12 protein-coding genes and 1 tRNA gene are annotated in these 16,353 nt (G+C 45.8%); 9 read left to right on the top strand and 4 right to left on the bottom strand.

Annotated features, from left to right (window positions below):
* The first annotated feature begins 144 nt into the window (after window positions 1-144).
* The 8 genes from ABIN91_RS14045 to ABIN91_RS14010 all read left to right on the top strand — a co-directional run bounded on the left by ABIN91_RS14045 (window position 145) and on the right by ABIN91_RS14010 (window position 10,144).
* On the top strand, window positions 145-2,619 hold the full coding sequence (locus tag ABIN91_RS14045; protein WP_348051794.1) for a glycoside hydrolase family 95 protein: 2,475 nt from the start codon (window positions 145-147) through the stop codon (window positions 2,617-2,619).
* Window positions 2,620-2,623: 4 nt separating this feature from the next.
* Window positions 2,624-3,619, top strand: coding sequence for a pectinesterase family protein (locus ABIN91_RS14040; protein ID WP_348051793.1), 996 nt, complete (start codon window positions 2,624-2,626; stop codon window positions 3,617-3,619).
* A gap of 94 nt (window positions 3,620-3,713) precedes the next feature.
* Window positions 3,714-5,381 carry a glycoside hydrolase family 28 protein gene (locus tag ABIN91_RS14035; RefSeq protein WP_348051792.1) on the top strand — a complete coding sequence of 556 codons (1,668 nt, stop codon included), beginning with the start codon at window positions 3,714-3,716 and terminating at the stop codon, window positions 5,379-5,381.
* A 48-nt stretch (window positions 5,382-5,429) separates the two neighbouring features.
* The gene (locus tag ABIN91_RS14030; RefSeq protein WP_348051791.1) at window positions 5,430-6,389 is read left to right on the top strand and encodes an alpha/beta hydrolase; all 960 of its coding nucleotides are present in this window, start codon (window positions 5,430-5,432) and stop codon (window positions 6,387-6,389) included.
* 4 nt (window positions 6,390-6,393) lie between these two features.
* Window positions 6,394-7,650 (top strand): glycosyl hydrolase family 28 protein, encoded by a 1,257-nt coding sequence (locus ABIN91_RS14025; RefSeq protein WP_348051790.1) that lies wholly within the window; start codon window positions 6,394-6,396, stop codon window positions 7,648-7,650.
* A 9-nt stretch (window positions 7,651-7,659) separates the two neighbouring features.
* Complete coding sequence (locus tag ABIN91_RS14020; RefSeq protein WP_348051788.1) at window positions 7,660-8,451, top strand: rhamnogalacturonan acetylesterase; 792 nt, start codon at window positions 7,660-7,662, stop codon at window positions 8,449-8,451.
* A 1-nt stretch (window position 8,452) separates the two neighbouring features.
* Entirely contained in the window at window positions 8,453-9,223 is a 771-nt protein-coding gene (locus tag ABIN91_RS14015) for a hypothetical protein (protein WP_348051787.1), read from the top strand.
* 399 nt (window positions 9,224-9,622) lie between these two features.
* Window positions 9,623-10,144: a LuxR C-terminal-related transcriptional regulator gene (locus ABIN91_RS14010; protein ID WP_348051785.1), complete on the top strand. Its 522-nt coding sequence runs from the start codon at window positions 9,623-9,625 to the stop codon at window positions 10,142-10,144.
* Between the two features lie 4 nt (window positions 10,145-10,148).
* On the opposite strand, the gene mobC (ABIN91_RS14005) is transcribed toward ABIN91_RS14010, so the two are convergent.
* The 3 genes from mobC (ABIN91_RS14005) to mobC (ABIN91_RS13995) are packed head-to-tail and all read right to left on the bottom strand — an operon-like array spanning window position 10,149 to window position 13,911.
* Window positions 10,149-12,236: a conjugal transfer protein MobC gene (gene mobC / locus ABIN91_RS14005; RefSeq protein ID WP_348051784.1), complete on the bottom strand. Its 2,088-nt coding sequence runs from the start codon at window positions 12,234-12,236 to the stop codon at window positions 10,149-10,151.
* 11 nt (window positions 12,237-12,247) lie between these two features.
* A complete protein-coding gene (locus ABIN91_RS14000; RefSeq protein WP_348051782.1) occupies window positions 12,248-13,519 on the bottom strand; it encodes a relaxase/mobilization nuclease domain-containing protein in 1,272 nt (423 codons plus the stop codon).
* Window positions 13,504-13,911 (bottom strand): plasmid mobilization relaxosome protein MobC, encoded by a 408-nt coding sequence (gene mobC, locus ABIN91_RS13995; protein ID WP_348051781.1) that lies wholly within the window; start codon window positions 13,909-13,911, stop codon window positions 13,504-13,506. The genes ABIN91_RS14000 and mobC (ABIN91_RS13995) overlap by 16 nt, the downstream gene beginning before the upstream one ends.
* Window positions 13,912-14,726: 815 nt before the next feature.
* On the opposite strand from mobC (ABIN91_RS13995), the gene ABIN91_RS13990 reads away from it, so the two are divergent.
* The gene (locus tag ABIN91_RS13990) at window positions 14,727-16,313 is read left to right on the top strand and encodes a recombinase family protein (RefSeq protein WP_348051795.1); all 1,587 of its coding nucleotides are present in this window, start codon (window positions 14,727-14,729) and stop codon (window positions 16,311-16,313) included.
* On the opposite strand, the gene ABIN91_RS13985 is transcribed toward ABIN91_RS13990, so the two are convergent.
* Window positions 16,267-16,346 (bottom strand) — tRNA-Leu (locus tag ABIN91_RS13985). The genes ABIN91_RS13990 and ABIN91_RS13985 overlap by 47 nt on opposite strands.
* Window positions 16,347-16,353: the final 7 nt, after the last annotated feature.

Below are 16,353 nucleotides of genomic sequence, written 5' to 3'. Positions count from 1 at the left end.
GACACCAACAACTGCAAACACAGCGATCTTTTCTGCGAGCACCAATGGAAGCACCATTGGCGACCCACGCTGGGCATATTAAAACTCCCGATCACCGCCGACCTATCCGGCGGTGATTTTATTATTTTGTAAATACGATTTTTAATGAACATCAAAACATCTAAGTGCTTTCTTTTAAGTGGCTTCTTTTTGATCACATCAGCTGCCTCCGCACAAACTGATCTTAAATTATGGTACAATAAACCTGCGGAGAATTGGAACGAGGCATTGCCTATTGGCAACGGCAGAGTTGCCGCTATGATATTTGGGAACCCATCTATTGAACGCGTACAGCTCAATGAAGAAACTGTTTGGGCCGGTGGTCCGCACAATAATGTTAATCCGGATGCCAAAGAAGTAGTGCCAGAGTTAAGGAAACTGATCGCGGAGAAAAAATACATCGAAGCGCAGGCCCTTGCCAACGCCAAAATGTTCTCGAAGCAAAACGGGATGCAATATCAAACAGTCGGTAGTTTGTATATTAAGTTTCCCGGTCATGAAAGTGTACAGGATTATTACAGGGATCTCGACATATCCAATGCGATCTCCTCGGTTAGCTATACCGTTAACGGCATCCATTACAAAAGAGAGATGCTGGCGTCTTTTACTGATCAGGCTATCATTATTCGCCTTACCGCAGATAAACCCGGATCAATAACCTGCGATCTTTCCATGCATTCCCCTATGCGGAGTAACAAAGTTAATACCTCGAACGGCAAATTGATATTGAAAGGAAACGGTGAATCCAGAAGCGGGATTGATGGTGCTATCAAATTTCAGGCCCAAGTAAAAGCGTTAAATGAAGGTGGCTCACAATCTCAGGGTGACACCCTGCTGTCGATAAAAAATGCAAATTCGCTAACCGTCTATATTTCAATGGGTAGCAACTTTAAAAATTACCATGATGTTAGCGGTGACGCCGAAGAACGCACCACCACGTTTTTGAATCAGGCGTTAAAAAAAACGTACCCCGAACTGCTTAAAGATAACATCGCCTTTTATCAGCGCTACTTCAACCGTGTTAATTTTGAATTGGGCAAAAATCCGGCATCTGATAAACCAACGAACGAACGGATCAGAGATTTTGCAAGTGGAAACGATCTTGGGCTTGTACCGCTGTTTTATCAATTCGGCAGATATCTCCTGATATCCTGTTCCCAGCCTGGAAACCAGGCAGCCAACCTTCAGGGTAAATGGAACGAGTTGAACTCACCACCTTGGGGTGGTAAATACACCATCAATATCAATACGGAAATGAACTACTGGCCTGCGGAAGAAACCAATCTTACCGAGTTAACCGAGCCGCTAATACATTTGATCAAAGATCTTTCGGTAACCGGTCGGGAAAGCGCTTCCAAAATGTATAATGCCCGCGGATGGATGGCTCATCACAATACCGATATCTGGAGAATATCCGGACAGGTAGACGGTGCCTATTATGGTATCTTTCCTACCGGTGGCGCGTGGTTGACCCAGCATCTTTGGGAGCACTACTTATACACCGGCGACAAGGCATATCTGAAAGAAGTATACCCGGTTTTGAAGGGCGCATCCATGTATTTTGTAGATGCTTTACAGGAAGAGCAAAGTCATCATTGGCTTGTGGTATCGCCATCCATGTCACCTGAGCACAATTTTTTACGCGATCAAACTGTCGGTGCGATCTCTCTGACAGAAGGAACGACCATGGATAACCAGATCGTTTTTGACCTGTTTTCAAACACCATCGCTGCTGCGAAAGCCTTAAATACGGATCAGGCTTTTTCTGATACTTTAAGCCGGAAGCGGGCATTATTACCGCCCATGCACATCGGTAAATGGGGCCAATTGCAGGAATGGCTGGACGACATGGATAAAAAAGGCGATACACACCGGCATATCTCGCAACTGTTCGGATTATATCCTGGTAAACAGGTATCTCCCTATAAACACCCGGAATTAACTGAAGCTGCCAAAAATATACTGATCAGTCGTGGTGATCCTTCAACTGGCTGGTCAATGGGCTGGAAAGTAAATTTTTGGGCACGGGAGCTTGATGGCGACCATGCCTTCGAGTTATTGAAACAAGAATTAAAGCCTGCCCCGATCTGGAAAGGCAAAATAGAAGGCGGGGGCGGCACTTATCCGAATCTTTTTGACGCGCATCCCCCTTTCCAGATCGACGGTAATTTTGGGTGCACTGCCGGTATTACCGAAATGCTGCTGCAAAGCTATGATGGTGACATTCATCTATTACCGGCCCTTCCATCTGCATGGCCATCAGGCTCGATCAAGGGAATCGTGGCTCGCGGTGGTTACGTTATAGATATGGACTGGGACAATGGGCAAATAACCAAGCTGGTTATCCTCTCTAAACTCGGCGGTAATTGCCGCCTGCGTTTACATAATTTGCTTCAATCTGCTGGAAAAGAACTCGTTCAGGCGAAGGGCGGAAATCCGAACCCGTTTTACGCGGTTGACGATATCAAAGCTGCTGTTATTGCTGATGCTTCACAATTACATGGTTTGAATTTTGATAAGGGGAAGGTTTTTGATCTTCAAACCACTGCAGGTAAGCGTTACACTTTTATAGCTAAATAACCCAATGAAAAGGAAAATCGCGGTGCTTATTGCCTTTATTATACACACTGGCCAGATCCTGGCGCAGGGTACTGTTTATCCCAAAGATCTTACTGTTGCCCAAGATGGTAGCGGCCAGTATAAAACCATTCAGGAAGCAGTAAACGCAGTTAGGGACCTTTCTCAACAAATCGTAAATATCCATATCAAAAAAGGTGTTTACCATGAAAAGCTGGTAATACCTTCTTGGAAAACCAAAGTGCACTTAATTGGTGACGATAAAGATGGTACCATTATCACGAACGCCGATTTTTCAGGTAAGCTATATCCGGGCGGCAGTGATGCCTTCGGCCGGGATAAATTCTCAACCTATACCTCGTACACGGTATTGGTCCAGGGTAACGATTTCAGCGCAGAAAACCTCACCATCGAAAATGCCTCCGGCCGTGTAGGCCAGGCGGTCGCGTTGCACGTCGAGGGTGACCGCATCCATCTGAAAAACTGTAGGTTGTTGGGTAACCAGGATACGCTATATGCAGCGACAGAAAAAAGCCGCCAGTTTTATGAAGACTGTTATATTGAGGGGACAACAGATTTCATTTTTGGAGAAGCAACGGCTGTGTTCCAAAATTGCATCCTCAAATCATTGGCTAACTCGTTTGTAACTGCTGCTGCGACGACTCCCCGCCAAAAATTCGGATATGTATTTTTGGGTTGTAAACTGATAGCGGATCAAGCTGTTACAAAGGTTTTTTTAGGCCGGCCGTGGCGACCCTATGCCAGAGTTGTTTTTATTCATTGCGAATTGGGCGCGCACATCCTCCCCGAAGCCTGGAATAACTGGGGCAACCCGGAAAACGAAAAAACGGTTTTTTACGCCGAGTATGGAAGTCACGGTCAAGGCCCGCAACCACAGGCCCGTTCGAGATGGTCAAAACAACTCACCGATACCGAAAGCAGGGATTACACCATCAGCAATATCCTGGGAGGCAGCGATCACTGGGAACCGACAAACAAATAAATTAAACTGAAAGCAGCAATACAAAAAACAGATTCCGATCACATTTAATGGCAGTTCTGTTTACCGCTAAATAACACTGGCCTTAATACATACTATGAAAAAGCAATTTCAATTAACAAAAGCACTGGTTTGCGCAGCATTCGCCTTTGCCGCAAATGTTTACCAAACCAGCGCTCAGCAAAAAATTTTCGAAACCTATTCCTGGGAGCATCTCCCTACGGCGATAGCGCCCACGTTCAAAAGAGATACGTTCAACATTGTCAAGTTCGGGGCGGCAAGTACGCCGTCTACTTTGAACACCAAAAGTGTGACGGACGCGATCGATGCGTGCGCCAAAAATGGTGGCGGCGTAGTTTTGACCCCAAAAGGAATATGGCTGACCGGCCCGATCCGTTTGAAAAGCAATGTCAACTTGCATTTGGCGAAAGGAGCGACATTGGAGTTTAGCCCGAACAAGGATCTGTATCCGCTTGTTAGCGGAAATTTCGAGGGTCGCCAAACGGTTCGGAACCAATCCCCTATTTCAGGTGATGATCTTGAAAATGTTGCGATCACCGGTTATGGCGTAATAGAGGGTAATGGTGATGTATGGCGGCCGCTCGCTAAGGGAAAGCAAACCGATGAACAATGGACCGCAAAACTCAGTTCAGGAGGCGTGATGTCAGATGACGGCAAAACCTGGTACCCTTCGCTGCAGTCGAAGCGCGGGCAAGCTCTCGCAAAATCCGGTGAATTAGATAAGCTAACGACGATCGAAGAGTTTCGCCCCATTAAAGATTATTTACGGCCAAATCTTGTTGTACTGACACGTTGCAAGCGGGTATTACTGGAGGGTGTCACCTTTCAAAATTCGCCTGCATGGTGTTTGCACCCATTAATGTGCACCGACCTGACCATTCGCAGGGTATTTGTCAATAACCCGCCCTGGGCACAGAACGGTGATGGGCTTGATATTGAAAGCTGCAAAAATGTTTTGGTAGAAAACAGCAAGCTGGAATGTGGCGATGATGGCTTGTGTATCAAATCGGGAAAGGATGAGCAGGGCCGTAAAAGGGGTATGCCCTGCGAAAACATTACGATCCATGACGATACAGTATATCATGCTCATGGTGGTTTTGTGATCGGAAGTGAGATGAGCGGTGGTGCAAAAAATATTTTTGTTTACCACTGCGCCTTTATCGGAACCGACAAAGGCCTGCGTTTTAAAACAGCAAGGGGACGCGGCGGTGTGGTCAGCAACATCTATGTTAAAGACATTTATATGAAAGACATCGTGCAGGAGGCCGTTTACTTCGATATGTATTATTTCACCAAAGCTCCGGTATCTGGTCAACAAGCGCCTGTTTTCCCGGTGGATGTAACGACTCCCCGTTTTCAGGACTTTTATATCAGTGATATTAAATGTGACAATGCTGATATCGGAATATTTGTAAGGGGATTGCCCGAAATGGCCATCAAAAACATCAACTTTCAAAATATACAGTTGGCTACAGCGATCGGGGTGCAGATCATAGAAGCCGACAATATCCATTTAAAAAATATTCGTGTAGATGCAAGCCGCAAAAAGCCTTTGGTTTATATTGAAAATAGCAGCAATGTCGATTTTACGGGGCTCGAAGGCGGGCAGAAAAGCGACCTGCTCTTCAATATTTCCGGCGAGAGAAGTAAGAATATCAGCGCTTCGGGAGTTAACGTCAAAAAAAATATAGAGATGGCCAAATTCACAGATCAGGCCGATAAAAACGTTTTAACGGTACGTTAAACTAACTACAACCCGGCTACTTATATTCGTGTGCTACAAAATTTACCTATGAAAGAAAGCAAAAAAAATATAATGAAAATTGTGGCGTACACCTTTTGTATGTGGTGCTGCATGCAAGGTTCTCTCGCTTCCGCTCAGGACTTTATTGAAATATGGCCCAAGGGGAATGTCCCCAATTCAAAACATCTTAAGTTGACCGACAGCATTGCCAACGAAAGGATATACCGGGTGATGACCCCGGGGATATACGCCTTTTTTCCTGGTAAACAGGAAAATAAAGGTGCGGCGGTAGTGATCTGCCCCGGCGGCGGTTATGAGCGCCTGGCGTATGTGATCAGCGGGCTGCAATTGGCCAAATGGTTCAATACGATGGGTGTAACAGCTTTTGTTTTGAATTATCGGCTACCTAACTCACCTGACCTTTTAAAGCGGGAAGCCGGGCCATTGATGGATGCGCAACGCGCTTTACGTTATATCAGGGCCAACGCTATAAGATGGGGGATCAACCCGGATAAGGTCGGTATTATGGGCTCATCGTCGGGCGGCCACCTGGCAGCTTCGGCAGGTACGATCAGTGAAGATGTATCGGCCGTTAAGGATAGTTTAGATAAGATCTCTTATAAACCTGATTTCATGATCCTGGTATCGCCGGTGATCGACCTGAGCACACCTTACGCCCATCCCGGAAGTGTAAAGAACCTGCTTGGCCCTAATGCTTCTGAAGATCTGAAGAAAAAATTCTCCGCGCAGCTTCAGGTCAATGCTGGTACTCCGCCATGCTTTATTACAGATGCGGTGAACGACAAAACGGTGAACCCCATGAACAGCCTGCTTTTTTACCAGGCGCTCTTGCAAAACAAAGTGCCGGTAAGTTTTCATGCTTTCCCGCAAGGTGCACATTCCATCGCGTTACGAAATAATCCCGGCTCCACCGAGTTATGGACAAAGCTCTGCGAGATGTGGATGATAGAATCCAATATTATACCCGAAAAACTGATCAGCAAATAGTATTATGAATAAATTATCATCGTTACTCATTGTCTTTCTGATCAGTTCGGTCAATGTTCGCGCCCAGTACACGCAGCTACCCGTAATCCCATCCTCGGTTTATAATATCAAAGATGACGGTGCGGTTGGTGATAACAAAACATTGAATACAGAGGCGATCCAAAAAGCTTTGGACAAAGCCAGATCTACCGGCGGCAAAGTATTGATACCACCGGGAGAATTCCTATGCGGGCCTTTAAAAATTTACAGTAAAACCGAACTGGAAATAGCCAAGGGTGCTACATTACGTTTGCGAAATGATATGGAATCGTTCCCGGCGGCTAACGGGCGATATCTCAATTTTATTGATATATCCAAAGCCACGGACATCAAAATATCTGGAGGCGGTACAATTGACGGCCAGGGAGAACCCTGGTGGAAAGCGACAGAAGCAAAAACCCTTACGCTCCGCAGGCCCCAAATAGTCTATATTGAAGGCACGCAACGAGTCGAAATCAGCGGCGTTACGTTTTTAAACCCGCCGAACACGCATGTATCTCTAAAAAGCTGCACGGATGTTTACATCCGCGACATCACGATCCAGGCTCCCGCTAACTCACACAATACCGACGGGATCAACATTTCCGCTAAAAACTGCACGATAGAACACTGTACGATCAACACCGGCGATGATAATATCGCCGTTAACTTCGGTAACAAACAACAGTCTGAAAACGACCCTGAAGTAAAAAATATGGTGATCAAAAATTGCACTTTCGGTTACGGCCATGGATTATCGATTGGGAGTTACACCTCAGGTGGCCTGACCGGCCTTTTTGTGAGCGACTGTACATTTGACGGAACAACGTCTGGCATCCGCATCAAAACGGCAAGGGGCCGTGGTGGTATTTTGGATAATGTGAACTATCAGAACATTACGATCAAAAACTCACGTTACCCGATTTTCATATCTGAGTATTATCCTCGTGAGCCCAAAACCCCGCAGGAAGATGTGATAACCACAACAGGTGACCATAATCCAGTTTACAAAAACATATTGCTCAAAAATATCACCGTCACCAATTCGCAGGAAGGGCTCATTTTATGGGGCATACCCGAGTCGCCCGTTCAGCGTGTTCGTTTTGAAAACGTTCAGATATCCGCAAAGTTCGGTGCGCAGATCTATAACGCGGCCAAGGTCGAATTTGTGAACTCGGCCATTAGCGCCGGTTCAGGCGAAAAAGTGCGCAGCTATCAATCAAGTATCACGGGGCTTAACTAAAGATCAATTATGAAAAACAAAAAAACAACATTCGCCGCATTTCTGCTGTCTGTTGCGATGGGGCTAACGGCCTTTACCGACATGATACAGCAACCTAAACCAGTTCTCTATATCATTGGCGATTCCACGGTCCAAAACAGTGACGGCAATGGCAGGAACGACTATTGGGGCTGGGGTACACCTTTCGGAGCTTTTTTGGATACAACAAAGATATCGCTTCAAAATCGTGCTAAGGCCGGCACAAGCACCCGTACATTTATTTTAGATGGCCGCTGGGACAAAATATTGACCACCCTTAAAAAAGGTGATTTTGTGATCATGCAGTTCGGCCATAATGACCATGCAGGTGTTGCCGATACAGGACAGCAAAAAGGCTCCTTATTGGGGATCAGCGACTCTACGAAAGATGTCATGATCATCAAGACGCATAAAATGGAAACCATACACACCTACGGCTGGTATATGCAGAAGTTTATCACCGAAGCAAAGGCCAAGGGTGCGATCCCGATTGTATGTTCATTAGTTCCACGAAACCGCTGGGAAAAAAATGGTGAGGTGGTCAAAGAAGCAGAATACCCGGAGTGGGCAGAAGCGGAAGCCAAAAAGAATGGTGCCTACTATATCAACCTGAACCGGATCGTTGCCAGGCACTGGAAAGAGTTAGGCCAGGCGGAAGTGAAGCACTTTTTTCCGGGCGACGGTACTCATACCAATCTTAAGGGTGCGCAATTAAATGCCAGCTGTGTGGCCGAAGGCCTTAAACAAATCAAAGATTGCCCGCTGAACCAATATTTCAAATAAGATGAGTCTAGTCAACGAGGCACCTGCCGGTAAAGGGAAAATAGGCGTAATTCATTCGTCAAAACACCTTTTTATCAATATTGGCAACGTTTTATTGAAAAATATCAGCAAAGCGCTCGTTGTATGTTTCCTTGCAGTGCCGGTTCACGCTATTGCCCAAAACTATAAGATGCCCGAATTCGTTCAGGTAACCATCAATAAAGACAGCTTGCGGGCATCGCTGGCTAATTCGTACACAGATGAAATTTCAGTTAGGATTGTCGCCAATGAGTTAAAGATCAGCAAATATCATTCTTCCTTCGGTATCGCGCTAAAGACGCCAAACGGCAGATTCCTGGCGATGAATATTTCCGAACTGGGCTGCGACCTGCTATACAAGCCCAACGATGCCAAACTAAAAACCTTTTACTATAATGGTCATGCAGATAGCCTGCGTGATTGGCGGGGCATGGCCCATCTCACGTTCAAAAACGATCCGTCAATAAAGCTGTTACAAGGCCATCAATATGGCGGTATACACTGCAATACTGTTGTCGCCCTTTTTAAGTTTAAAGATGATGTGTACATGGTCGAAAACATTGAGGGCGAGACCAAATATCCCGCTGTAGGGAAGCCTGTAGTTACGATCAACCACTGCGAATTATCCAGACTTACGCTTGATGTTAACGTTTTCAAAAAGACGAAAGTGCTTGAAATTAGCGATCCGGCTCTGGCCCTAACAACATATGGGACTCGATATACCTGGCCACAGCAGGCCGCTTTTACGAAATAGACAACTGGCCTGGGCCTGGCAGGCGGCGACGGAAAAGAAATAAACGAATAAATCATTTACCTATATTTACAGCAGAATTAAAATGACTTTAAAAAACAGAGATAAGTATACATAGCAATAACATCATTCGCATTCACCAACCTCTTTGGTCCTTGAAAAACTGGTAATTTTGAATTGGAGACCGAGACAAGTGCAATGCCCGCGAAAACGCGGGCGTGCTTGTTTGTGGTCTCCATGGGCATACCAGCGCCTTCAAGGATCCTTACTTGCATTAGCCCGTGTTTTTGCTTTTAACAACACCCTGTTGCTTCCCCGGCACGTTAAACAGTATAAACCAATCCGATGCTTGCGCTAATCTCTTACAGGCAGCGCAACGTCTTATTAATACATCATCTAGCTATGCGACTGATCAGAATTCAATTACCGCTTATTTCCTGGATATTGATCAGTATCGATCTGATCCTGCTGGGCTATCAGCTATTTCGTTTTTATTTTAATCCCCCGGAGCGAAAAAACTGGAAGACCTCCCTGCTGATCCTGGTACTGTTTTTCTACAATATCGCAGCTGGATTTTGGAATAGCTTTTGGACGCAGCTCTCCGTTAATATACCGGTGGTCGTTTTGATCGCAGTTTTATTAATTAAGGAACGGCTGGTTATGCTTCGAACTCAATCAAAAGTAACTGTTCCGCCAAAAAAAGCCAGCGAGGAAGTATCAGCATTTACGGAGAATTGTCTCCAATATAACCTGTCACCCCGGGAGATCCAGATCACGCAACTGCTTGACCATGGCTTAACTTATCAGCAGATCGCCGATCAATTATTTATCTCGTATCATACCGTGGATTCACATATGCAAAACATCTACACCAAAGTCGGAGTGCGGAACAAGATCGCAGTCCTCAAAAAATTAAGGACGTAGCGATCTACATAGAAACAGCCTTGTCATTGGTCAAAGGTTGTTTCTTCCTAACCTTATCGGATGCGGTACGGCTAAGCCTTTTTTTGATCGACCGTTTGTTATCCGAAGGCATGTTTTCGGAATGTGTGTTGTTTAAAACTTTTCTGTTGGCATCCAATTTCGCCAACTCACCGGTCACCAACTGCTGCACATCACTTTTGATCTTCCGGTAATTCTCCAGGACATCCTCATCCGTCACTATCGCAATGACCGGGATCGGCTGGTAAGCCGCCTCCTCTTTAGCAATAGCCGCGTGATCATTCTGTATCTCGCTATGGAACATCTTTAAACTGATCTTCTGCTCCGGGTTATCGGCCACGATACCCACGAACTCACCCGAAGATAAAGCCGCGATTTTCGCCGCCGGTACCGCATAATCCAATTGCGTAGACTTGGAAGTAGACGTATCCGAACTGTTGATACTTAACGAAGTCCGATCCTGCATGATCTTTCCAAAAGATTCTTGCAACTTTTTTGCCGTATCCCCGGTCACCTGGCCGCTAATGATATTACCCACGATGCCCGTGATCACATCCGACTGCTCCGCACCATAATCCTTTTTCAACTGGCTAAAGTCCTGCACCGCCAAGGTCGTAGCCACCTTATTACTCCTGGCCGTCGCAATCACGCTATCCATATTGTTGAAATAGATCGTCGGGAACTCATCAAAGATCAAACTACTTTTCTGCTGGCCCTTACGGTTCACCAGTTTGATCATCCTGGAAATATATAGCGACAGCACCGCCCCATAGGTTTGCAGCTTTTGCGGGTTGTTACCTACACAAACGATCTTCGGCTCCATGGGGTTATTGACGTCCAATGTAAAATCGTTCCCGCTCAACACATAATATAAAGAGGGGGAAGACAACCGCGCCAAACCGATCTTCGCACTGGCGATCTGACCTTCTAACTGCGCCTGCGCATTATTCTGAAAAGCCGAAATAAAGGGATTGATCAATACCCTGATCTCATCCTGCATTTCCAGCACCGCGAACAAATGATCGTAATGCACCTGCATCAGTTCGATCACATGCGGCAGCGTACAATATTTACCATCCTCATACTTCCTCAAATACCAGATCACCGCCGTTAAAAAGTTGATCGGCGATTCCACAAAGAAATCACCCTGCTTCTTGATCCAATCCCTGTTCAAGCCCATCATAATGGTTCGGCTCGCTTCCGTCGCATCCGTAATATCTACCATACCCGCCGGATCAAGCGGATTGCAGCGGTGCGTCCGGTTCAGGTCATCAAAATTAATAATGTAAAAAGATGGCTTGATCGGATAATTACCCCGGTATCGCAGCAATTTATTATAAGCGATCTTTGACAGATCATCAAACTTGAAATCATACAGGAACATCGTAAAGCCCTTTTTGATATGCTGGTCAATGATATGCCGGATCACGAAATAACTTTTACCGGCACCCGGTGTACCCGAAACCAACAGCCCCCTGAACGGATTGATAAAATTGATCCAGCTTTTCCGCAGCTTTCCCTTTAAGTTATAGACCGCAGGCAGGTTAATGGAATACTCATTTTCCAATAGCCGTTCTTCCTGTGGAAATGTCTCCGCATCGGTATTGAAAATATCTTTGGTCAAATTTGCTTTGATCAACCTTGATAACCAGGTGCCACCCGTCAGGATGAGCAGGTAGCCGGTACCGGTGATGCCCATATACAAGATAGCCACCATGCTATTCCCGGCAGGCAGGTAGAAAACCAACATACTGAGAAAGTAGATGAGTAGCCCGCAAAGCAGGTAAGCGACGATGCTGTTCCGTTTGATCAGTTCGTCCTTTTTACCTTTAGCCCCCAATAGGGATATCCCCAATAAAAGCAAAGCAGCCAGTTTGGGTTTAAGCAGGTTATTGAATAGACCGGTCTTAGCGATATTGCCGATGATGCGGTCAGTAAAGACTGCTGTCCAGTGCCAATCCTTAAATGCCTGGTAGCAGGCCAAATAAAAATGGATGCTTAGTACCAATAAACTGATCAGCCTGGTCAGATCAATGATCTTTCTCAGTCCCTGCGTGTCTTCTCCCGTATTCATAAATTCAATTGTTAAAGTGTTAAAGAATTGTCCTGGCTCATGCCCTTGCGCTTTTTCCGCTTCCTGCGGCGTGGTAAGCCCGTCGTTGTTTCCTGATCCGTTTTACCCAGCAATACTTCCATCAAGCCGGTCGGTTGTGGTGTGAGATAGCTTTGTGCCAAGTCTTTTTGTGGTAAATAGGTATTTGCCTGTTGTGGCTTGAGGTAAGTCCGCTTGCCCTGATCCAATGATGAGCTAAACCTTTCCGTGATAGCCTTGGCACTATAAGCCTTACCGAGATCGCTGCCGTTAAATACTACCTTATTGCGGTGGTCAACAAAAGTCAAACCATATATCAAACCCTGGTCATTTTGCCGGAACAGCACCTGTACCGCTGATCTTTTTAATTCAGTTTCTAAAACTTGTTTATTTAAAGCCTTGCCGGAATTTAATACCAGGTCAATCCGTTGCTTCAAAGATTCCTTATGGGGCTTGCGCTTCTCCGTATTGCGCCCGAACTTCTTCTCCAGGTTCCTCAAAGTCGGCTTGGCATAAAATGCGCTGGATTTGATCGGTACTCCAATGGTTTTGCCATCAGCATCCAATAAGGAGAACATCAGCCCTTTATTTTGAAACATCGGGGTATGTTCTTCACCACGCTGCGCTACTACATTAAACCCTTTAAGCACCGCGTTCAATTCTGCAAGCGAGGTATATTTATAATCCCTCGTTACCGCTGTCACCACATTATTGATCGCCCTTTTGGTCGGCAGCTTACCATAGCTGACTTTCGACGGATCAATTGGCTTAATTCCGGCCTCTTGTTTAAATGCCTTGCTTTCTGCCCGGATCAAATTGAAATCCTGTTCAATGGCTTTCCGCGCCGGTTCAGATAATTTCACCCCGATATTGTGCAAGTCGATACTTGAACCCTGCGCCGTAATGCTGGTCGTTACAATATGCACATGCGTATGTGCCGCATCATCATGCCGGTAAACCAAGAACGGCTGGTCACCGAAACCGATCTTATCCATATAAGCAGCGGCGATCTGCTGTAGTTTGGGGACAGCGATATCCTCACTCGAATGAAAATTAAGGGAGATATGTACCGCGTTGGTTTTAACCGTCGGTTTCAATTCGGTCAGGTGCTCGAAGCGGTGCAACTTCTGGTTAAAATTCATCTTTCCGATATCACCCGCAAAACCACTGGCCAGGATCAGTATGGCCTCGCCCTCGTTGATCTTATGCTCGTTGTAATGCAGCATTCCCCGGATACTTTTTCCTGTACTTATTTTTGCAACCATCGTTCCGCTAGTTTGGAAATGATCACCAGCAAGCGCTCAACTTTCGCATCGACCAGTTGGTACTGTTCCGCCACCTTCGCAATAAAAATGGAGCGGTGTGTACCGGCCCTGTCCTGGTTAAAACTCCGGGTGATCTGGTTGATGTTGACCCCGATGGCTTTGAGTTCCTTCCGGATCATCGCCAATTCTTCCATCACCGGGTTTAAGCTGACATCCTTGTAAAAGCATTTGATCGGTTTGTTAGAAATGATCTTTCGGGCGACCTCACCAACCGTATTGCAATCACTTTCGGCCAGTTTACTTTCCAGCTTTTGAAAGACCTTTGCGGTCACCCTTAATATGATGGGGTGGGTCAATAATTGCTCCTGATCAGTAGCTTTTCTTCGCGGCATACCAGCTGTTTTTCAAAAGTTCAGGATTTACGAGTTCCGAGCAAATTCCCCGGCCGTAAGGCGGGCAAAGATATTTTTGTATACAAAAATACATCTTTGCTTAGCCCAAAACGGGCTACAAAAAAGCGCCTGCCCGAGACTTCCTGAACTTGGGTTAATGGATAAATAAATTAAAAGCGTAGATATTTCTTTGGTGATCAACCAGCCTCCTTGCCGGTCGTCGGTGCTGGCCTCAATTCGTCCAGCGGGACGAAACCCCGTAAGAGTTGCCGGATCTTGTGGCGTGGCGATGGCTTGACCATTTTTAGTTTGAGGTACGGCTGGCCGTTAAACTTCCGGCCTATAATGTTGCTGTCTTTCCGCGACCTACTGACCAGCCTATTCCGCTGTTCTAACTGGGTGATTTGTTCTGTGTCGTTCATGAATATTATTTGATGAGCCAAAGGTGGGGAGCCGCCAAATCGGGATATCCATAGTAGGGATAAATAAATATTTGAAAAGCTTTAAATATCCATAGTAGGGAAAACGGTAAATAATTGCACCGCATCATTGCAAAATGATGAACGATCACCAACCCCTCAAAAGAAACGTTACCCCGGAAAAGGCGGTCAAAATACTGGCAAAGCACGGTAATAAAATAACCCTCGAAGAAGCTAAATTAATTTTGGATTTTATTTATGATTTCGCTAACTTATCAGTCAAACAGGTACTTAGAGGGCATCACAACGGCGAACCGCCCAAAGTGATCAGTCCAAGAAAGTTGTACAGATAATCAATTAAATAAAACAGCGAATGAACAAAAAGAAAGAAAAGTTATGATGAAAAAAGCATGTTTATACATCAGGGTAAGCACCGACGAACAGGCGGACAAAGGCTTTTCCCAAAGAGATCAGCACGAGCGCTTACTGGACTATTGCGCCAAAAACGCTATTACGCCTGAAAAGATCATTTTCGAAGATTATTCGGCAAAAACGTTCAATAGGCCAGAGTGGTCAAGGATGTTGACCGAACTGAAACGTTCCAAAGGGGCAGCTTACGATTACATCCTATTCACCAAATGGGACCGCTTTAGCCGGAATACCGCCGATGCCTACCAGATGATGCGTACCTTAAAAGAGCTATCCACCGACCCAATGGCGATAGAGCAGCCGTTGGATCTGACCGTGCCGGAAAGCAAAACCATATTGGCGGTTTACCTATCCATGCCCGAAGTGGACAACGACCGCAGGGCGTTAAACGTGATGTACGGGATGCGCAGGGGCAAAAAAGAAGGTAGGTGGATGGGTATTGCCTTGCCGGGCTACGCTAATAAATGTACGGAGGATGGCCGCAAATATATCGCTCCTATTGAACCGGAAGCCTCCCACATGAAATGGGCCTTTGAAATGATCGCCAAAGGGACTTATGCGACCGAGCATGTTTGGATGCTGGCCAAAGAGAAAGGGCTTAAATGTAAGCGAACCAGTTTTTGGACGGCGGTAAGAAACCCCTGCTATTGCGGTAAAGTGATCGTGCCGGCTTTCAAGGATGAGGAAGAATATCTTGCCCAGGGCGTTCATGAGCCATTGGTGTCAGAGCAAGTATTTTATGCCGTACAGGATGTCATTGATGGCAGGAAACGGCTGTTTAAGCCCAAAGGGATCAAAGCAGTTACACCGGATGAATTTCCGTTAAGAGGTTTTTTAGGTTGTCCGGTATGCGGGTATATGTTAACGGGGAGTGGGTCAAAAGGCCGCCGGTTCCATTATTACTATTATCACTGCAAGAAGAATAAATGCAGGCAGCGCCACGGGGTTGATAAAACCAACAAGCTTTTCGAGGAAGAACTAAAGCGGTTTGTACCGAAGCCCGGAATGGCTGATATCTTTGAGGATGTCATCATGGATACCTACAGCGATCAGTCTAAATTCTATAAGGAAGAACGTAAAAGGGTCAATAGCCTGGTCAGTGAGCATAAAGAGCGGCTTAAAAAGTCAAGAGAATTGCTATTGAAAGACGCACTTACGAGTGAAGAATACAAGGAAATAAAAGCTGAAACAGATGCCCATATTGTTAGATGTGAAGCTGATCTGAAAAACCTGCAAGAAAGGGTGTCTCATGGCCTGGATATTACCTCGATGGCAAATGACTCAAGGTCGAACCTCGAAAGTATTTATAATCAATATGTTACGGCTGACAATGCAGGCAAAAGACACATCATTGGGGCTATATATAAGGAGGGTTGGGTGTTTGATGGGCAAGAACATCGAACCGGTAAGATCAACGAAGCTGCGCTACTTATCTACCACATTAACAATAAGTTACAGCATAAAAAAACCGGAGTAAAAACTTCGAAAAGTTCTTACTCCGGTACGGTACCCAGCGCCGGAGTCGAACCGGCACGGTTTCCCACAGGTGTTTGAGACCAGCGCGTCTACCAATTCCGCCAGCTGGGCATATTCT

Source organism: Mucilaginibacter sp. (genome assembly GCF_039921305.1).
GTDB lineage: Bacteria > Bacteroidota > Bacteroidia > Sphingobacteriales > Sphingobacteriaceae > Mucilaginibacter.
This window is presented reverse-complemented; position numbering and strand designations above follow the sequence as displayed.